The organism is Salinicola tamaricis (genome assembly GCF_003006155.1).
Classification (GTDB): domain Bacteria; phylum Pseudomonadota; class Gammaproteobacteria; order Pseudomonadales; family Halomonadaceae; genus Salinicola; species Salinicola tamaricis.
In genome coordinates, this window is record NZ_CP023559.1 from 1,283,510 (window position 1) to 1,302,599 (window position 19,090).

General features: G+C 67.5%; 14 protein-coding genes and 4 pseudogenes. 5 read left to right on the forward strand and 13 right to left on the reverse strand.

The features are described 5' to 3' along the window. The first annotated feature begins 76 nt into the window (after positions 1-76). The 3 genes from CN538_RS05970 to CN538_RS05980 are packed head-to-tail and all read left to right on the forward strand — an operon-like array spanning position 77 to position 2,440. Positions 77-817, forward strand: a complete 741-nt coding sequence (locus CN538_RS05970; RefSeq protein ID WP_106418850.1) for a DUF484 family protein — start codon at positions 77-79, stop codon at positions 815-817. Continuing rightward, positions 801-1,703 (forward strand): tyrosine recombinase XerC, encoded by a 903-nt coding sequence (locus CN538_RS05975; protein ID WP_106418851.1) that lies wholly within the window; start codon positions 801-803, stop codon positions 1,701-1,703. The genes CN538_RS05970 and CN538_RS05975 overlap by 17 nt, the downstream gene beginning before the upstream one ends. A 5-nt stretch (positions 1,704-1,708) precedes the next feature. Next, on the forward strand, positions 1,709-2,440 hold the full coding sequence (locus CN538_RS05980; RefSeq protein WP_106418852.1) for an HAD family hydrolase: 732 nt from the start codon (positions 1,709-1,711) through the stop codon (positions 2,438-2,440). A gap of 60 nt (positions 2,441-2,500) precedes the next feature. On the opposite strand, the gene yihA is transcribed toward CN538_RS05980, so the two are convergent. Next, the gene (yihA, locus tag CN538_RS05985) at positions 2,501-3,121 is read right to left on the reverse strand and encodes a ribosome biogenesis GTP-binding protein YihA/YsxC (RefSeq protein WP_106418853.1); all 621 of its coding nucleotides are present in this window, start codon (positions 3,119-3,121) and stop codon (positions 2,501-2,503) included. Positions 3,122-3,403: 282 nt separating this feature from the next. On the opposite strand from yihA, the gene CN538_RS05990 reads away from it, so the two are divergent. Together CN538_RS05990 and CN538_RS05995 are read left to right on the forward strand one after the other, a co-directional pair. Further along, positions 3,404-4,042, forward strand: a complete 639-nt coding sequence (locus CN538_RS05990) for a thiol:disulfide interchange protein DsbA/DsbL (RefSeq protein ID WP_106418854.1) — start codon at positions 3,404-3,406, stop codon at positions 4,040-4,042. Positions 4,043-4,046: 4 nt separating this feature from the next. Next, a complete protein-coding gene (locus CN538_RS05995; protein WP_106418855.1) occupies positions 4,047-4,877 on the forward strand; it encodes an endonuclease/exonuclease/phosphatase family protein in 831 nt (276 codons plus the stop codon). A gap of 306 nt (positions 4,878-5,183) precedes the next feature. Here CN538_RS05995 and nuoN read toward each other — a convergent pair. The 12 genes and pseudogenes from nuoN to nuoC form a co-directional block, all read right to left on the reverse strand. After that, positions 5,184-6,440 (reverse strand): annotated as a pseudogene (gene nuoN / locus CN538_RS06000) (NADH-quinone oxidoreductase subunit NuoN); the annotation flags it as partial. Then, positions 6,437-7,963, reverse strand: a complete 1,527-nt coding sequence (gene nuoM, locus CN538_RS06005) for an NADH-quinone oxidoreductase subunit M (RefSeq protein ID WP_106418856.1) — start codon at positions 7,961-7,963, stop codon at positions 6,437-6,439. The pseudogene nuoN and the gene nuoM, both read right to left, overlap by 4 nt. A 90-nt stretch (positions 7,964-8,053) precedes the next feature. Then, positions 8,054-9,919, reverse strand: coding sequence for an NADH-quinone oxidoreductase subunit L (gene nuoL, locus CN538_RS06010; protein ID WP_106418857.1), 1,866 nt, complete (start codon positions 9,917-9,919; stop codon positions 8,054-8,056). Next, a pseudogene (gene nuoK / locus CN538_RS06015) lies at positions 9,916-10,223 on the reverse strand (NADH-quinone oxidoreductase subunit NuoK). The gene nuoL and the pseudogene nuoK overlap by 4 nt, the downstream one beginning before the upstream one ends. Beyond that, complete coding sequence (gene nuoJ / locus CN538_RS06020; RefSeq protein WP_479725170.1) at positions 10,220-10,699, reverse strand: NADH-quinone oxidoreductase subunit J; 480 nt, start codon at positions 10,697-10,699, stop codon at positions 10,220-10,222. The pseudogene nuoK and the gene nuoJ overlap by 4 nt, the downstream one beginning before the upstream one ends. Then, entirely contained in the window at positions 10,651-12,156 is a 1,506-nt protein-coding gene (nuoI, locus tag CN538_RS26670) for an NADH-quinone oxidoreductase subunit NuoI (protein ID WP_479725165.1), read from the reverse strand. The genes nuoJ and nuoI overlap by 49 nt, the downstream gene beginning before the upstream one ends. A 1-nt stretch (position 12,157) precedes the next feature. Then, a pseudogene (locus CN538_RS26675) lies at positions 12,158-12,538 on the reverse strand (NADH-quinone oxidoreductase subunit H); the annotation flags it as partial. Continuing rightward, positions 12,535-15,318: an NADH-quinone oxidoreductase subunit NuoG gene (gene nuoG / locus CN538_RS06035; protein WP_106418858.1), complete on the reverse strand. Its 2,784-nt coding sequence runs from the start codon at positions 15,316-15,318 to the stop codon at positions 12,535-12,537. The pseudogene CN538_RS26675 and the gene nuoG, both read right to left, overlap by 4 nt. Positions 15,319-15,333: 15 nt before the next feature. Next, positions 15,334-15,558: an NADH-ubiquinone oxidoreductase-F iron-sulfur binding region domain-containing protein gene (locus CN538_RS26680; protein ID WP_479725166.1), complete on the reverse strand. Its 225-nt coding sequence runs from the start codon at positions 15,556-15,558 to the stop codon at positions 15,334-15,336. 550 nt (positions 15,559-16,108) lie between these two features. Further along, positions 16,109-16,447: pseudogene (locus tag CN538_RS26685) on the reverse strand (NADH-quinone oxidoreductase subunit F); the annotation flags it as partial. A 257-nt stretch (positions 16,448-16,704) separates the two neighbouring features. Next, entirely contained in the window at positions 16,705-17,208 is a 504-nt protein-coding gene (gene nuoE / locus CN538_RS06045; protein WP_106418859.1) for an NADH-quinone oxidoreductase subunit NuoE, read from the reverse strand. Between the two features lie 19 nt (positions 17,209-17,227). After that, the gene (gene nuoC, locus CN538_RS06050; RefSeq protein WP_106418860.1) at positions 17,228-19,009 is read right to left on the reverse strand and encodes an NADH-quinone oxidoreductase subunit C/D; all 1,782 of its coding nucleotides are present in this window, start codon (positions 19,007-19,009) and stop codon (positions 17,228-17,230) included. Between the last annotated feature and the right edge of the window lie 81 nt (positions 19,010-19,090).

The following is a 19,090-nucleotide window of genomic DNA, read 5'->3' on the forward strand; positions in this document are numbered from 1 at the left end:
AACCACCGGTGAGACCGGGCGCCCGCCACACGGCGCCCTGCCACGACTTCACCCGGGACGACAGGAGAACAGCCGCATGTCACGTGCCCAGGTCCCCGAGCCACGTCAGACGCTCGACCCCGACCGGGTCGCCGAGTGGCTGGCCCAGCACACCGACTTCTTCGTCGGGCGCGAGGGGCTGCTGCAGCAACTCAAGGTGCCGCATCCGCATATCCCCGGCGCCGTCTCGCTGCTCGAACGCCTGGTGGTCGATCTGCGCCAGCGTGCCGAGAGCGCCGAGTGGCGGCTGGAGAACCTGCTCGAATCGGCGCGCTACAACGAGGCGCAGTATCGGCGCACCCGTGAGTTGGTGCTGGGACTGATCGAGGCCGAAGATGCCGACGCCCTGGCCGAGGCGCTGTCGACCCAGCTCGCCGAGCGCTTCCGCACTCAGGCCATCGGGCTGTGGCTGGAAGCTCCGCCAGCGTGCCACGCCACGCCCCGCGACACGCGCCAGTGGCAGCCGCCGCGCTTTCGCCTCGATGCCGAGGCGCGACGACGCCTGGAACTGCTGCTCAACGAGCAGAGCAGCCGCTGCACCACACTGTCGCAGGACGACTGGGCGCACCTGCTGCCCCACTGCCAAGCCCCAGAGGGTGTCGGCTCCTGCGCCATCACCCGGCTCACCCAAGGCGAGACGCTGGGCTTTCTGATCCTGGCCAGCCACGACAGTGAGCACTTCCGGGCCACCCTCGACACCCTCTTCACCGAGTATCTTGGTGAGGTAGTCAGTCGCCTGCTCAAACGCGCCGAGCGCCCCCATGCAGGCGACGCTTGACGCCTTCCTGGCGCGCCTGGCTCGGCGCGCCAGTCCGGCCACGCTCGACGCCTACCGGCGCGACGTGGCTCAGCTCGCGGCCTGGCTAGAGGCTCAGGGCATCGCCACCTGGCAGGCACTCGACGTCGCCCTGATACGCCGCTTTCTGGCCCACGAGCGCACCCGCGGCCTGGCGCCGCGCACCCTGGCCCGGCGCCGCGCGGCGCTGTCGCGCTTCGCCGACTTCCTGGTCAGCCAGGGCGAGCTCGACCACAACCCGGTCAAGCTGACCCAGGCGCCACGTCAGCCGCGCCATCTGCCTAGCCCGGTCGATGTCGACCTGCTCGGCCGCTTTCTCGACACGCCCCACGATGGCGATCCGCTGGCCATCCGCGATCAAGCCATGCTCGAGCTGTTCTACGCCTGCGGGCTGCGCCTGGCGGAACTGGCGGGGCTCGATCTGGACGCCCTCGACGCGCGCCACGTGCGCGTGCTGGGCAAGGGCGGCAAGCCGCGTCAGGTGCCGGTCGGGCGCCGCGCGGCAGCGGCCATCCACGATTGGCTGGGGATACGCAGCACGCTCGCCGGCGACGGCGAACGCGCGCTGTTCTTGGCCCAGCACGGCGGCCGGCTCGGCCACCGTGCGATCCAGAGCCGGCTGGCCGAGTGCGCCAAGCGCCGCGGCCTGCCCGAACACCTGCACCCGCACCGCCTGCGTCACTCCTTCGCCAGCCACCTGCTCGAATCGAGCCAGGACCTGCGCGCGGTGCAGGAACTGCTGGGACATGCCAATCTTTCGACAACCCAGATCTATACCCGGCTCGACTGGCAGCAGCTCGCCGAGGTCTACGATCAAGCCCACCCGCGGGCCCGGCGCAAGCCGGGTGCCCCCCACGACGAAACCTGATCGCCATGCCACTCGACGCCATCACCTTCGATCTCGACGACACCCTGTGGCACAACGGGCCGGTCATGGCCCATGCCGAACCCACCCACTACGCCTGGCTGCTGGAGCAGATCGACGCCCGGCCGGAGGCCGACGACCGGCGCCTGGCCGAGACCTTTCCGCTGGAGGCCTATCAGCAGGTGCGCCAGCGCTTGATGCAGCGCTTCCCGCTCAGCCGCGGCGACCATAGCTGGATTCGCGAGCGCGCCATGCTCGAGCTGCTGCGCGAGCATGGCCTACCCGAGGCGGAGGCGCAGCGCTGGGCCGCCGCCGGCTTCGAGCGCTTCATGCAGCTGCGCCACGCGGTGGAGCCCTTCCAGGAAGTGGTGCCGATGTTCGAGGCCTGGGCGCGGCGCTACCGCCTGGGGGTAATCACCAACGGTAATGTCGACGTCCGCCGTCTGGCGCTGGGCGACTACTTCGACGTAATCATCCTGGCTGGCGAAATGCACGCCCCCAAGCCCGACACCCGCCCGTTTCTCACCGCCATGGCGCGTCTCGGCACCCAGCCGCACCGAGCGCTGCACGTGGGCGATCACTGGCAGGAGGACGTGCTCGCCGCACAGCGCCTGGGCATGCACGCGGTGTGGATCGACGCCAAGCAGGAGGGAGAGCGCGAACTACCGCCGCGGGTGACGCGGATCACCCATGTCAGGGAGCTGCCGGCGGTGGTCGAACGGATCGATCGAGAGGCGTAAGGTGCCAGAGCGACAACTAGCGAACCGCGGTGAGAGCCGCGCGTCGCCGGCGCCCCAGGCTCAGCGCGCGGCCAACCAGCGATCCATCATCGCGTAGGTCTGATCGAGCCCCTGGCGCTTGAGCGCGGAGAACAACTGCACGCTGACCAGATCCTCCCACTCGGCGAGCTGGCGCTTGACCTGCTGCAGCGAGGCCTTCGCCGGCCCCTGCTTCAGCTTGTCGGCCTTGGTCAGCAGGATATGCACCGGCAGCTCGCGGGCATCGGCCAGCTCCAGCAGTTGGATGTCGAAGTCGCTCAGCGGATGGCGCACGTCCATCAGCAGTATCAGGCCGGCGAGGCCGCTGCGCCTGCGCAGATAGTCGGCGAGATGCGACTGCCACTCCTTCTTCATCGCCTCGGGCACCTTGGCGTAGCCGTAGCCGGGCAGGTCCACCAGGCGCAGGGTGTCGCCGTTCTCCAGACCGAAGAAGTTGATCAGTTGGGTCCGCCCAGGGGTCTTGGAGGTCCGCGCCAGCGCGTTCTGCTGGGTGAGCGCGTTGATTGCGCTCGACTTGCCGGCGTTGGAGCGCCCGGCGAAGGCGATCTCGACGCCATCGTCCGGCGGGCACAGCGCAAGCTTGGGGGCGCTGATCAGAAAGCGGGCCGTCTGGTAGTTGCGGCGCGGGGGCGTCGAGGTCATGGCAAGGGCTCTGCGGGCGGGCGTGATCGGTCGCGCGCAGTGTATCACGCCTGTGCCACCGGCGAGTGCGGCGCCAGCGCCCGGCGCACCAGGCGTCTCCCCGACTGTGCCCCTCTACTTTTCCCTGTCATTCTGGCAGGCTACCCTCAGTGACATGAGGAGACGTCGGCCGCGGCGAGCGGGGAACCTCCGTCATCCCGGGCGCTCAAACCCGAGTAGCTCGCCGCCGAGACGATCCCGCGTCGAGACGTCCGTTTTCGATCCATCAGGAGCAGTACACGCATGATCAAGTCGCTTGTGGCGCTAATGGCAGGTCTCACCTTTTCCGGCGCCGTGATGGCCGCCGGCATCGTCGAGGGCAAGGATTATCAGGTCATCGATCAACCGATGAAGTCCGAGGCTCCGGCGAACAAGATCGAAGTCACCGAGGTGTTCTGGTACGGCTGCCCGCACTGCTACGCGCTGGAGAAGCCGCTCAACGAGTGGGTCGCCACCCTCCCCGACGACGTCGAGTTCGACCGCATGGCGGCGCCGCTGGGCAAAGTGTGGGAGCAGCACGCCAAGGCCTTCTACGCCGCCAAGTCGCTGGGCATCGAGCACGAGATGCGCCAGGACTTCATGGATGCGATCCACAAGCAGGGCAAGCGCCTGACCGACGAGGATGACATCGCCGAGTTCTTCACCCACTACGGGGTGACCAAGGAGCAGGCGCTCAAGGCGCTCGACTCCTTCGGCGTCAAGAGCCAGATCCAGCAGGCGGTGGCCAAGATGCGCTCGTATCAGCTGATGGGCGTGCCCGACCTGATCGTCGACAACCACTATGTGGTGACCCCGGACTCCGCCGGCTCGCTCGAGAACATGCCGAAAATCGCCAGCGCGCTGATCGAGAAGGTGCGCGAGGAGCGCCAGGAGGCCAAGTGACACCATGTCCATAGCCGCCTCGACGCCCGCCAGCGAGATCGCGCCGACACTGAAGCTGCTGACCTGCAATCTGCAGGTCGGCATTCACACCTCGGCCTACCACCACTATCTGACCCGCAGCTGGCAGCACCTGCTGCCGCACCCCAAGCGCAGTTCGCGCCTGGACCGGGTCGCCGGCGCGCTGGCCGGCTTCGATATCGTCGGCCTGCAGGAGGTCGACGGCGGCAGCTTCCGCTCCAACCACGTCAACCAGGTCGAGTATCTGGCCCGGCGCTCGGACTTCGAGTACCACTTCCAGCAGCTCAACCGCAATCTGGGTCGGGTCGCCCAGCACAGCAATGGCCTGCTCTCGCGCTTCTCGCCCAACCAGATCGACGAGCACCGCCTGCCCGGAATGCGCGGCCGCGGCGCTATCCACGCGCGCTACGGCAGCGGCCCCGACGCGCTGCACGTGTTCGTCGCCCATCTCGCCCTGAGCCAGCGCGGGCGGGCGCGTCAGCTCGACTATCTCGGTGAGATCATTCGCCCGCTGCGCCACGTGGTGGTGATGGGCGATCTCAACTGCACCCCCGAGCAGCTGCAGAGCCACGCCCGCTTCTGCCACGCCCTCGAACTCGAACCGCTCAAGCCGCTGCCAAGCTATCCCGCCTGGCAGCCGCGACGCGCGCTCGACCATATCCTGCTGTCGGCCTCGCTCAAGCCGGAAGGCTCGCGGGTACTCGACGCCATGTTCTCGGACCACCTGCCGGTCGCCGTCGATGTCCATCTGCCCGCCGCCTGCCGCGTCAGTATCGGTCTGGCGCGCCATGACCGGCGCCATGACGATCCCACCTGAGCGCGCCTTATCAGCGCCTGCTTCATTCGTCTGATCCGCTGAACGCCCAAGAAAAAGCGCCTCCGAAGAGGCGCTTTTGCATGTGGGTGAGAACAGCCCCCGAAGCGTCAGTAGGCGCTGTTGCCGGCGACCCAGTGGACCCAGTCGATCATCGGCGTGGGATAGAGCCCCAGCAGGATCACCAGCGTGGCCACCCCGAGCACTACCATGCCACCGGCGCGTTCGGCCCAGTCGTGGGTGGCGTCGCGGCTCTGCATGCCCGGCTCGTGGGAACAGCGTCACCATCACCCGCAGGTAGTAGTAGAGCCCGATGGCGCTGCCCAGCACCACGGCGCCGACCAGCCACCAGCGATGCGCCTCCACACCCACGGCAATGATGTAGAACTTGCCGATGAAGCCGGCGGTGAAGGGAATCCCCGCCAGCGACAGCATCGACACGGTCATCACCGCGGTCAGGTAGGGGCGGCGCCAGAACAGGCCACGGTAGTGGTGCAGCGGGCTGGCATCGGCGCTGCCGCCGGTGGGCGTGTAGGGGCTGGAGACCAGCGTGACCACGCCGAAGGCACCCAGGGTAGTGATCACGTAGGTCACCAGATAGACCCCCACCGTCTCCACCGCCAGGCCCTGATTGACCACCAGCGCCACCAGCAGATAGCCAAAATGGGCGATCGAGGAGTAGCCGAGCAGCCGCTTGAGGTCGTTCTGGGTCAGCGCCAGCAGGTTGCCCACCAGCATGGTCACCACGGCAATCACGCCGAGCAGGTCGTGCCACCAGTTCTCGTGCAGCGCCAGCGCCGACTGGAACAGGCGCAAAAGGACCAGGAACACCGCCACCTTGCTCGCGGTGGCGAGGAAGGTGGTCGCCGGCCCCGGTCCGCCCTGATAGACGTCCGGCGTCCACAGGTGGAACGGTACGATCGACAGCTTGAACGCCAGCCCCACCAGCAGCAGCCCGGCACCGGCCAGCAGCCAGGGGTCGCTGCCTTGGGTCGCCAGCGCCTGACCCAGGGTGTCGAAGTCGAGGGTACCGGTCATGGCGTAGAGCAGCGCCATGCCGAAGAGCAGAAAGGCAGTGGCCGCTGCCGACAGCACCATGTACTTGATGCCGCTCTCTAGCGCACCGCGGTCGCGCAGGGTGTAGGCGAGCATCCCGAACAGCGGCATCGACAGCAGCTCGATCCCGAAGAACAGCGTCGCCATGTGGCGCGCCGAAACCAGTACCAGGCCCCCGGCGGCGGCGCTCGTCAGTAGCAGGTAGAACTCGTCCCGCGGGCCCTCGTAGCCCTCCAGGTAGTGGTGCGCCAGGGTCACGCAGGCGAGCGTCGACATCAGCACCAGTACGCCACCGAAACGCGCCAGGTCGTCGACCACCAGCAGATCGGTGACCGCCACAGTCCCTTGGGACCAGCCGAACAACAGCGCCAGCAGCGCCGCGTTGAGACCGACCGCGGTGAGTATCGCGCTCAGCGCATGGTGCCGCCGCCAGGCGATCGAGAGCATCACCACGATCACGGTGAGACAGACCAGAATCAGCGGAGAGATCGCCATCAGCGCCGCCATCATTGTGCACCTCCCATCATCGCACCGGCTTGCTGAAAGCTCTGCTGCACCACCTGCATCGCCCCGGCCGAGGTCTCCAGCATGGGCTGCGGATAGACCCCGAAGAAGATCACCAGCGCCACGATACCGAACAGCAGCGCCAGCTCACGTCGATCCAGCCCGCCCAGCGAGCTCTCCTCCTTGGGTGGCCCGTAGTAGACCCGCTGCATGATGAACAGCGAGTAGACCGCGGCCAGGATCAGCCCCACGCTGGCGATCGCCACGGTCCAGGGAGCGACGCCGAAGCTGCCGAACATGACCATGAACTCGCCGACGAAGTTGGCGGTACCCGGCAGCCCCAGCGAAGCCGCCACGAATACCAGGGCGAAGCCCGGCAGCCCGCGGATACGCCCCCAGAGCCCGCCCATCTGACGCATGTCGCGGGTGTGCAGGCGCTCGTAGAGCTGGCCGGAGAGAATGAACAGACCGGCGGCGGAGAAGGCATGCGCCACCATCAGCGCGACCACGCCCTGCAGCGCCAGCTCGGTACCGGCGTAGATCCCGATCAGCACGAAGCCCATGTGGGAGATGCTGGTGTAGGCGATCAGGCGCTTCAGGTCCTGCTGGCCGCAGGCCAGGATCGCGCCGTAGAAGATCCCGATCAGCCCCAGCGTCATCGCCACCGGCGCGAACGCCTGCGACGCCTCGGGGAACAGCGGCAGCGCGAAGCGCAGCATGCCGTAGGCCGCCGTCTTGAGCAGAATACCGGCAAGGTCGACGCTGCCCGCGGTGGGCGCCTGGGCGTGGGCGTCGGGGAGCCAGCCGTGCAGCGGCACCACCGGCAGCTTGACCGCGAAGGCGACGAAGAAGCCGAGCATCAGCCACCACGCCACCTGCGGGTCCATCGGCGTATTCAGTAGATCGCCGTAGGCGAAGGTGTAGACCCCGGTCGCCGCGTGGTGGACGAACACCAGCCCGAGGATCGCGATCAGCATCATCAGGCCGCTGGCCTGGGTGTAGATGAAGAACTTGGTCGCCGCCCCGATGCGCGAGCTCCCCTTGGAGCCGCTGTGGCCCCAGAGCGCGATCAGGAAGTACATCGGCACCAGCATCATTTCCCAGAACAGGAAGAACAGGAACAGGTCGATGGAGAGGAACACCCCGACCACCCCGCCCAGGATCCACAAAAGGTTGAGATGGAAGAAGCCGACCCGGCGCACGATCTCGTTCCACGAGCAGACCACCGCCATCGCCCCGAGCAGCCCGGTCAGCGCGATCATCAGCAGCGACAGCCCGTCCAGCGCCAGGTGCAGCTTGATCCCGAAGCGCGGAATCCAGTTGGCCTGCCACTCCAGCACCCAGGCGTGGGTGGCGCCCTGGGCGGGCAGCGGGAAGTCGCTGCCCGCCCAGATCCCGAGCACCATCACCAGCTCCAGGAGCATGGTAGCCAGCGCGATCCAGCGCGGTGCCCGGTCGCCGAAGCGTTCGGCCTGCCAGCACAGCAGCCCGCCGATGAAAGGGATCAGAATCAGCCAGACCAGAATCATGAATCAGCCACCCGCGATGATGTGAAAAGCGTCGTTCGAGCGTTCACCGCCAAACGTCCCGTCTCTCTTGCTTGCTGCGCGCGCATCGCCTCACCCCACCAGCAGATAGACGAGCAGCAGCGTGGCGCCGAGCACCATCGATACCGCGTAGTGGCGCAGCCGTCCGGTCTGGGTCAGACGCAACCCGTCGTGGGAGAGGCGCGCCAGCCACGGCAGCAGATTGCACAGCGAGTTGATCCAGTCGCCGCGGTTGATCCGTACCAGGCCGCGATAAGGGCGCACGAACAGCCAGTCATAGAGCGCATCGAATCCCCAGGCGTCGTGCCAGAAGTGCCACAGCCAGTTGCCGCGCCGATCGGCCACCGCGCGCCGGATCAGATCGCGCCGGCGGCGGAACAGCCACAGCGCCAGCAGCACGCCGCCGACCGACACCACCATGGCCACCAGCTCGAGGATGTGCTCGCCGGCCCCCTCGGTGCTGGGGCCAGCCGGCAGCACATTGCTCAGCGGCGGCGTGATCTGGGCACCGATCGCAGTCGACAGCACGATCAGCACCACCAGCGGCACACCGTGAACCAGCCCTTTGTCAGCGCGCGCCTCGCGAGCGTGATCGCTCTTCGGCTGGCCGTGGAAGGTGCCGAGGATCAGGCGCACGGTGTAGATCGAGGTGAGCAGCGCACCGAACACCCCTGCCGCCATCAGCACCGAGTGTCCGGCGCCCAGCGCCGAGACCAGGATCGCATCCTTGCTGTAGAAACCAGCGGAGACCAGCGGCAGCGCCGCCAGCGCCGACCCGCCGACCACGAAGCCGGCGTAGGTGAGCGGCAGCTTGCGCCACAGCCCGCCGAGCCGGCGCATGTCCTGCTCGTGGTGGGTGCAGATGATCACCGAGCCGGCGGAGAGGAACAGCAGCGCCTTGAAGAAGGCGTGAATCATCAGGTGGAAGATCGCCGCGCTGTAGGCACCCACGCCCAGCGCCAGGAACATGTAGCCGATCTGGCTCATGGTCGAGTAGGCCAGCACGCGCTTGATGTCGGTCTGCGCCAGGGCGGCGAAGCCGGCGAGCGTCAGCGTCAGCGCCCCGACCACCCCGACCAGCAGCAGCACGTCCGGCGCCAGCTCGAACAGCCCGTGGGTACGCGCGATCAGATAGACCCCGGCGGTGACCATGGTCGCCGCGTGGATCAGCGCCGATACCGGCGTGGGGCCGGCCATGGCGTCGGCGAGCCAGGTCTGCAGCGGTAGCTGGGCAGACTTGCCCACCGCGCCGCCGAGCAGCATCAGCGCCGTCAACTGGGCCATCGGGTCGCCCTGGACCCACAGCTCCGGCGCCCGTACCAACAGAGGTTGAAAGCTGGAAAACAGGAAATGGACGAACAGCAGGAACATGCCGATGGCGAGGAAGACATCGCCGGTACGGGTGATCACGAACGCCTTGAACGCCGCCCAGCCGTTGGCCGGGGTGCGGTAGTAGTAGCCGATCAGCAGATAGCTGCAAAGCCCCACCCCCTCCCAGCCGAAGTAGAGCAGCAGCAGGTTGTCGCCCAGCACCAGCAGGATCATGCTGAACACGAACAGGTTCATGTGACAGAAGAAGCGCGTCACCCCCTCTTCGCCGCGCATGTACCAGGCGGCGAACAGGTGGATGAAGAAGCCGACCCCGGTGATCACCCCGAGCATGGTCAGCGACAGGCCGTCGAGCATCAGCCCCACGGTGGGCTGGAAATTGCCCACCGAGATCCAGTGCCACAGGGTCAGCGTATGCGCCGCCTGGCCGTGGTCGTAGAAATCGAGGCCGACCCCCAGGGTGCAAAGCGCGGCGAGCCCGATCGAGACCACCCCGACGGTGGCGCTGGCGCGCTCGCTCAGGCGCCCGAAGGAGAGCGCCAGAATGACGCCACCCAGCAGCGGGAAGAGAAAGGTGCCCGTCAGCAATATGTCTGTGAAGTGGTTCATCCGCGCAACCTGCTCGCCGCATCGATATCGAGAGTCTTGAAGCGCCGGTAGAGCTGCATCAGCAGCGCCAGCCCCACGCTCGCTTCCGCCGCCGCCAGGGTGATCACCATCAAAACATCACCTGGCCGTCGGCCTGGTGCCAGTGGGTGCCGCCGACGATGAACGCCAGCCCCGCCGCGTTCATCATGATCTCCAGGCTCATCAGCACGAACAGCATGTTGCGCCGCGTCATCAGTCCAGCCAGCCCCAGCACGAACAGAATCGCCGCCAGTAGCAGGCCATGCTCCATGGGTATGCCGCTCATGCCCCTCCCCCCTGTCGATCCGCCGTCTCGTCGCCTGCCGCGGCGCCCGACCGCGTGCTGGCCGCCGCGTTGTGGGAAGCCGTGTTGGCCGCAGCCATCTTGTCGGCCCGCTCGCGCTGGCGTTCACGCGCCAGGTCCGCTTCATCATGGGCCTCGCTGCGACCCAGATGCGAGGCGGCCACCAGCGCCGCCAACAGCAGCATCGCCGCCAGCTCGACCACCACCAGGTAGGGGCCGAACAGCGTGATGCCGACCATCTTGGCAGTCAGCGTCTCGCCGCTGATGGTGCCGTCGTAGGCGCCACGGGCCAGGGTCACCACCATCACCACCAGCAGCACCCCGGCGAGTACCGCCGGCCCCACCCACAGTCTGGGCGCGAGCCAGGCACGCTCCTGCTCCACCGCCGACTCGCCCAGGTTGAGCATCATCACCACGAACACGAACAGCACCATGATCGCGCCGGCATAGACGATGATCTCGAGCGCCCCGGCGAAGGGGGCGCCGAGGGCAAAAACACCATCGCCACGCTGATCAGCGACACGATCAGATAGAGCAGCGCGTGGACCGGATGGGTCCCGGTGACCACGCGCAAGGTCGCCAGTATCGCGACCAGACCGCTCAAGTAAAACGCGAGTTGCATGACTTTCTCCCCGACAAACTGGCTACCCGACTCTCGCCTGCCCCGCAGCGTCCCGCTCAGCGGCGCTGGCGCGACCGCCCGCCACCGGCCCGCCACCGGCCGACGCACGGCAGTGCGTGGACAACGCCTCACGGCAGCAGCGACTTCACATCGATCGGCTCGGCCTCGTTCTGCGCCTGCCCCTTGTCCTTGCCCGCGATGGACAGCCCGGCGACACGGTAGAAGTTGGTGTTGTGATCCTTGCCCGGCCCGTATCAGCAGATCCTGCTTCTCGTAGACCAGCTCCTGACGTCTGAACTCGCTCATCTCGAAGTCCGGCGTCAGCTGGATCGCCGAGGTCGGACACGCCTCCTCGCACATGCCGCAGAAGATGCAGCGCGAGAAGTTGATGCGAAAGAACTCCGGGTACCAGCGGCCGTCGTCACGCTCGCCCTTCTGCAGCGAGATGCACGCCACCGGGCAGGCCACCGCACACAGGTTGCAGGCGACACAGCGCTCCTCGCCGTCGGGATCGCGGGTGAGCACGATGCGCCCGCGGTAGCGCGGCGGCAGATAGACCTGCTCCTCGGGATACGAGAGCGTCTCGCGCTTACGCGCCAGGCGTGGCTGAACACCATCCACAGGGTGCGCAGCTGCGTCCCGGTACCGGTGACGATCTTCTTGATCTGACTCAGCATGAGCTCCCTCCCTTATGTGCTCGGGTCGATGAGCAAAATCATCGCCCCGGTAACCAGCAGATTGATCAGCGTCAGCGGCAGGCAGACCTTCCAGCCGAAGCTCATCACCTTGTCGTAGCGCGGCCGCGGCAGCGCGCGCGCGCAGCAGCACGAACAGCACGACGAAGAACGCCGTCTTGAGCAGGAACCAGACGATCGGCGGCAGCAGCGGCCCGTGCCAGCCGCCGAAGAACAGCGTCACCAGCAGCGCCGAGATCAGCACGATGCCGATGTACTCGCCGACGAAGAACATGCCCCACTTCATCCCCGAATACTCGATGTGGTAACCGTCGGCCAGCTCCTGCTCCGCCTCCGGCTGATCGAACGGATGGCGGTGGGTGACCGCGATGCCGGCGATGACGAAAGTACAGAAGCCGAAGAACTGCGGCACGATGAACCACAGGTTCTCCTGGGCGTTGACGATATCGCGCATGTTGAACGAGCCGGTCATGGCGACGATGCCCATCAGCGCCAGGCCCATGAAGACTTCGTAGGAGAGCGTCTGCGCCGAGGCGCGCAGCGCCCCCCAGCAGGGCGTACTTGTTGCCGCTGGCCCAACCGGCGAAGAGCACCGCATAGACGTTGATGCCGGCCATGGCGAAGAAGAACAGGATGCCGATGTTGAGATCCGCCACGCCCCAGCTCGGGGTGATCGGGATCACCATGAACGACAGCAGCAGCGACGCCATGGCGATGGCCGGCGCCAGCACGAAGAAAGTGCGATCGGCGAACGGCGGGATCCAATCCTCCTTGAAGAAGATCTTGAGCATGTCGGCGGCGATCTGCAGAAGCCCGAAGGGGCCGACCCGGTTGGGGCCATAGCGATCCTGCCACAGCGCCAGCAGACGCCGCTCGATCATGCTCAGCAGCGCCCCGGAGACCACCACCGCGAGCAGGATCACCACCGCCTGGATCATCGCGATCAGGGTCGCCTCTACCTGAGGTGTCCACCAGCTCATGCCTGCGCCTCCCCATCAGCGGCCGCGGTGTCGAGGGCGACACGCCCCCAGCCGAGAGTGGCCGGCAGCGCCCCCATCAGCGGCTCTAGCGTGCCCTGGGGCAGCGCCACCAGGCCCCGCGGCAGGTCACGCCCGAGGCGCGCCGGCAGCGTGATGCGGGTGTCGGCGAAACTCACCGCCACCGGGTCGTCGGCGGCAATACCCAGCGCCGCGGCGTCGGCGTCGTTGAGCGTCACCGCCGGCGGCGCCATACGCGCCTGGATCGGCTCGGCGCGGCGCGAGGTTTCGTCGCCGCCGAACAGCTGCGGCAGCGCGATCATCTGCCACTCGCCGTCGCGCGCGGCAAAGGCCGCGGGGATCGCATCACAGTAGGCGGCCTCGCCGGCGCCGGCGTCCCGGAACAGGCGGATGCCCGGGTCGCCGGCGCGCAGATGGCCACCGACCTCGTCCTGGAACTTGTTCCACGCCTGTGGCGAGTTCCAGCCCGGGGCCCAGGCGAACGGCACCTCGCGGCGCGGCTCGCGGTAGCCGGCGTAGCCCTCCATCGAAAACGCGAAGGGGGTGTCCAGATCCACCGGCGCCCGCGGCTCGTTGACATCGAGGTTGGCACGCATGGCGGTGCGCCCGCTGTAGCGGTGCGGCTCGCGCGCCAGCTTGAGACCGTGGATGCGGAACTGGGCCTCGGGCATGGCGTGGTGCAGCGGCGCGAACACCGCCGCCGCGCCGGCCACCGCCTCGGTGAGATCGTCGAACAGTATCGTGGTCATCGGCTGGCGCTCGAGGGTCGCCTGCAGCGCGTGCAGCCAGCGCCAGCTCTCGCGGATGCGCGTGTCGGGGCGCAGATAGCTGGGGTCGAAGACCTGGTAGAAGCGCTGGGCGCGGCCTTCCAGACTGACCAGGGTGCCATCGCTCTCGGCGAAGGTGCCCGCCGGCAGGCCGATGTCGGCCTGCTCCCATGTCGCAGTGCGCTGGTGATCGATCACCACCAGCGCGCTGGCCCGATCCAGCGCGGCGTCGATCTTCGCCGCCGGCAGCCGCGCATAGAGATCGTTCTCCAGAATCACCACACCGTCGGCGTCGCCCTGCTCGAGCTGGGCCAGGGCCCAGTCGAGTGACTCGCCGCCGAGCAGGCCGAGGCCGACACTGTTGGCCTCGCGGCGCACCAGGGTCAGCCCGGCGCCGGCCTTCTGCCGCCGCGCCAGGGCCCGGGCCACGTTGCCCGCGGCCTCGATCACCGCCAGCGAGGCGAGTGCCTCACCGGCGATCACCAGCGGCCGCTCGGCGGCCAGCAGCGCATCGGCGATCTCACCGACCAGGGTCTGAGTGTCATCATCGAGCCCTTCGACCGCCGGTGCGGTGGGATCGAGGGCGTGGGCCACGGCGAAGCCCAGCCGCGCGATGTCGTCGGGTGCCGCACGCCGAGTGCGGGTGGCGATGGCATCGAGCTTGGTCGCTTCCGGGGTGGCCAGGAACAGCGGATACGCCGCGTCCTGGGCGATGGTCTTGACCGCTTCGGCGTTCCACTCGGGGATACCGCGCTCGGCGCCCAGCTCGACGCCCTTGCCGCGCACCGCCTGGCGCACCGACAGCGCCAGCCGCGCGGCGCTCTGAAGCAGGTCCTCGCCGAGCACCAGCACCGCATCGCACGCCTCGATCTCACGCAGGCTCGGGGTGGCCACGCCGCTGTCGCGGTTGAGTGCTTCCATGCGCCGCAAGCGCTCGAGCTCGCCGGCCTCGATGCCGGTGGAGAAGCGTTCCGCACCGACCAGCTCGCGCAGGCGGTGGTTGCTCTCGAGACTGGCCCGCGGCGAGCCGATGCCGATCAGCCGCTTGGCGCCGCGCAGCGCGTCGGCGGCACGGTCGAGCGCCTCGTCGATCTCCATCAGGGTCACGCCCTGGGCGGCAACGCCGCGCTGGCTACGCTGGAACAGCTCGGGCCGGGTCGGACGATCCTTGCGGTTGACGTAGCCGTAACCGAAGCGGCCGCGGTCGCACAGGAAGTAGCGATTGACGTCACCGTTGTAGCGATTCTCGATGCGCCGGATATCGCCATAGCGCTCGCCGGGACTGATGTTGCAGCCGCTGGCGCACTGGTGGCAGATGCTGGGGGCGAACTGCAGATCCCACTTGCGGGTGTAGTGATCGGAGTGGGTCTGATCGGTGAACACCCCTGTCGGGCACACCTCGGTGAGGTTGCCGGAGAACTCGCTCTCCAGGGTGCCCTCTTCATAGCGCCCGAAGTAGACGTTGTCGTGGGCCCCGAAGGCGCCGAAATCCTCGCCGCCGGCGTAGTCCTGGTAAAAGCGCACGCAGCGGTAGCAGGTGATACAGCGGTTCATTTCGTGGGCGACGAAGGGCCCCAGGTACTGGTTGCGGTGGGTGCGCTTCTTGAAGCGATAGCGGCGCCGGTCGTGGCCGGTCATCACCGTCATATCCTGCAGGTGGCAGTGGCCGCCCTCCTCGCACACCGGGCAGTCGTGCGGATGGTTGACCATCAGCCACTCGATCACCGTCTCGCGGAAGGCCTTGGCCTCCTCGTCGTCGATAGAGATGTAGGCGTCATCCTTCACCGGCGCCATGCACGACATCACCAGCATGCCGCGGGTGTCGTCGGCGTCCTTGTACTGTTTCACCGCACACTGGCGGCAGGCCCCCACGCTGCCCATCGCCGGGTGCCAGCAGAAATAGGGGATGTCCAGGCCCAGCGAGAGACAGGCGTGGAGCAGGTTGTCGCTGTCTTCGACCTCGTAGTCGTTGCCGTCGACATGAATGGTGGCCATAGCGTCACGCGCCTCCTAGATGCTGCCGACCGGAATCGGGTCCGCGTGCGCTTCGCCCCGGGGCCGGGTGATGCCGCGCTCGAACTCGTCACGGAAATAGTGGATCGCCGAGGAAAGCGGCATCGCCGCGCCTGGCGCATGAGCGCAGAAGGTCTTGCCGGGGCCCAGGTCCCGCGCCATCTGCTTGAGCAGCTCGATATCGCCGGGCTCGCCCGTGCCCGCCTCCAGCGCGCGCAGCAACTTGACGCTCCACGGCAGGCCATCGCGGCACGGGTGCACCAACCACAGGACTCGCGGGCGAAGAACTCTTCCAGATTGCGCGTCAGCGAGACCATGCTCTGGTCGTCGGCGACCACGGTGATCAAGCCGGTGCCGAGGCGGCTGCCGGTCTTGCCGATGGTGTCGAAGTCGAGCGCCAGGTCGAGGTGCTCCGGCAGCAGAAAGCCGGTACTGCCACCGCCGGGGAGCCAGCTCTTGAGCGTCAGCCCATCGCGCATGCCGCCGGCGAGCGCGAACAGCTCACGCCCGGTGGTGCCCATCGGCAGCTCCCACAGCCCCGGGCGCTGGACCTTGCCCGAGGCGCCGTAGAGCTTGGTGCCGCCGTCGCTGCTGCGCTCGCCGGAGAGCGCCTGGAACCAGTCGGCGCCGTGGTTGACGATGCCCGGCACGTTGCACAGGGTCTCGACGTTATTGACCACGGTGGGCAGCCCCAGGCGCCGGATTGCCCCGGGAAGGGCGGCTTGGCCCGCGGGTTGGCGCGCTTGCCCTCCAGCGAGTTGATCAGCGCGGTCTCTTCGCCGCAGATATAGCGCCCGGCGCCAGTGTGCAGGGCGATATCGAAGTCCCAACCGCTGCCGCGAACGTCTGCACCCAGCCAGCCATCGGCGCGGGCGTCGTCGAGCGCGCGCAGAATCGAGGCGGCAGCGCGGTGATACTCGCCGCGCAGGAAGATATAGCCCTGCTTCGAGCGGTTGGCGTAGCCGGCCAGGATCATGCCTTCGATCAGCAGGTGCGGCTGCTGCTCCATCAGCAGGCGATCCTTGAAGGTGCCCGGCTCCATTTCGTCGGCGTTGCAGACGATATAGCCGCGCGGCACGTCGTCGCCCTTGGCGGTCAGACTCCACTTCATGCCGGCAGAGAAGCCGGCGCCACCGCGTCCACGCAGGTTGGCGCCCTTCACCTCGGTGGTCAGGCTCTCGTAGGTGTGCTGCTCCCAGCGCCTTGGTCACCGCGGCGTAGCCGCCGGTGTCGCGATACTCGGTGAACAGCACCGGGCTGGCATCGTCGTGCAGGCGCCAGGTCAGCGGATGGGTCTCGGCACGGCGTTCGCTGGCCGGCTGCAGAATGCGGCTCATCTCGGATTCTCCCGCGTCTTGGGCATCGGGCTCATGCGTAGGCCTCCAGCAGGGCCGGCAGCGCCTCGGGGGTGACCGGGCCGTGCAGGTCCTCGCCGATCAGCAGCGTCGGCCCGCGGTCGCAAGCCCCCAGGCAGCACACCGGCAGCAGGGTGAAACGCCCATCCGCCGTGGTCTGGCCCATCTGGATGCCGAGGTGGTCGATCAGCGCGTCGCGCAGCTGCTCATAGTCGGTAAGAAAGCACGAGCTGCTGTCGCAGATCAGGATCACGTGGCGCCCCACCGGCTGCCGGAAGATCAAGCTGTAGAAGGTGGCCACGCCCTCGACGTCGGCGACCTTGATGCCCAGCGTCGAAGCGATCGCCGGGATCGCGCCGTCGGGCACGTAGCCGTGGCGCTTCTGCACGATCTTGAGCGCCTCGATGCTGGCCGCCTGCGGATAGGGGTAGTGCGCACGCTCCTCGAGGATCGCCGCACGGTCGGCGGGGTCGAGGACGAAGGCGTCGCTGGCGATGGTGGCTGTATTTTGCGTCATAACGGTCTCTCCAGCGGCCTCATCGATCCACGTCGGCCATGACGAAGTCGATACTGCCCAGATGCGCGATCAGATCCGGCACGAAACCGCCGCGCATCACCGCCGGGATCTGCTGCAGATGGGGGAAGCTCGGCGTGCGGATCCGCGTGCGGTAGCTCATGGTGCTGCCGTCGCTGGTCAGGTAGTAGCTGTTGATGCCCTTGGTCGCCTCGATCATCTGCATCGACTCGTTGGCCGGCAACACCGGGCCCCACGAGACCTGCAGGAAGTGGGTGATCAGGGTCTCGATGTGCTGCAGCATCTTCTCCCGCGGCGGCGGCGTGGTCAGCGGATGGTCCGCCTTGTAGTCACCGGCGGGCATGTGATCGATGCACTGCTGCAGAATGCGCACGCTCTGGCGCATCTCCTCGATCCGCATCATGCCGCGGTCGAAGGCGTCGCCATTGACGGCGGTGGGCACCTCGAAGTCGAAGTTTTCATAGCCGGAGTAGGGGCGTTTCTTGCGCAGGTCGAAGTCGAGCCCGGTGGCCCGCAGATTAGGACCGGTGACGCCCCAGTCGAGCGCCTCGCGGGTATTGAAGGCAGCGACGAAGCGGGTGCGGTCGCGCACGATGGCATTCTCCATCATCGCCTTCTCGTACTCCGCCAGACGCTTGGGCATCCAGTCGACGAAGCCCTGCACCAGCTTGTCCCAACCCTTCGGCAGGTCGTGGGCGGTGCCGCCGATGCGATACCACGCCGGGTGCATGCGGAACCCGGTGATCGCCTCGATCACCTCGTAGGCTTTCTGGCGGTCGGTGAAGGTGAAGAATACCGGGGTCATCGCCCCCAGATCCTGCAGATAGGTCCCCAGGAACAGCAGGTGACTGTTGATGCGGAACATCTCCGCCATCATCACGCGGATGGTCTTGGCGCGATCGGTGACGGTGATGCCGGCCAGCTTCTCCACCGCCAGCACGTAGGGCAGGTTGTTCATCACCCCGCCGGTGTAGTCGATGCGGTCGGTATAGGGGATGAAGCTGTGCCACGACTGGCGCTCGGCCATCTTCTCGGCACCGCGGTGGTGGTAGCCGATGTCCGGCACGCAGTCGACCACCTCTTCGCCGTCGAGCTGCAGCACGAGACGGAAGGCGCCGTGGGCCGAGGGATGGTTGGGGCCGAGGTTCAGGAACATGAACTCGGTCTCTTCGCCCTGGCGCTTCATGCCCCACGCCTCGGGGTCGAAACGCAGCGCCTCCTGCTCCACCTCCTGGCCCTTGACGGTCAGGGTGTAGGGGTCGAACTCGGTGGCGCGGGCGGAGTAGTCCTTGCGCAGCGGATGTCCGCTCCAGGTCGGCGGCATCATGATGCGGGTCAGATGCGGGTGGCCGCTGAAGTGGATGCCGAAGAGGTCGAAGACCTCGCGCTCGTACCAGTTGGCGTTGAGGAAAATATCACTGACCGAAGGCAGCGTCAGGTCGCGCTCAGAGAGCGCCACCTTGAGCATGATGTCGGCGTTACGCTCCACCGACAGCAACTGGTAGAAGACAGTGAAGTCCGCCGGCGGCAGGCCGCGGCGGTGGGTACGCAGGCGCTCGTCGACCGCGCTGAGGTCGAAGAGCATCGAGAACGGCCCCTCGAGCCGGCGCAGGCGCTCGAGCACATCGCGCAGGCGCTCGCGGGCGACCCATACCACCGGCATGCCGGTGAGCGTCTCCTGCGGCGTGAACACGGCGTCGCCGAAGTGCCGGCAAAGCTCCGCCACCACGTCGGCGGCGGGCGCGGCGGCACGAGAATTCATGGTGTCATCGGCTGCGGTCATGGCAGGCGGTCCCGGTCAATAGATCAACGGTCATCTCAGCGATGGCCACGAAAAACAGCGTCAGTGCTGCACGCCAGGCGT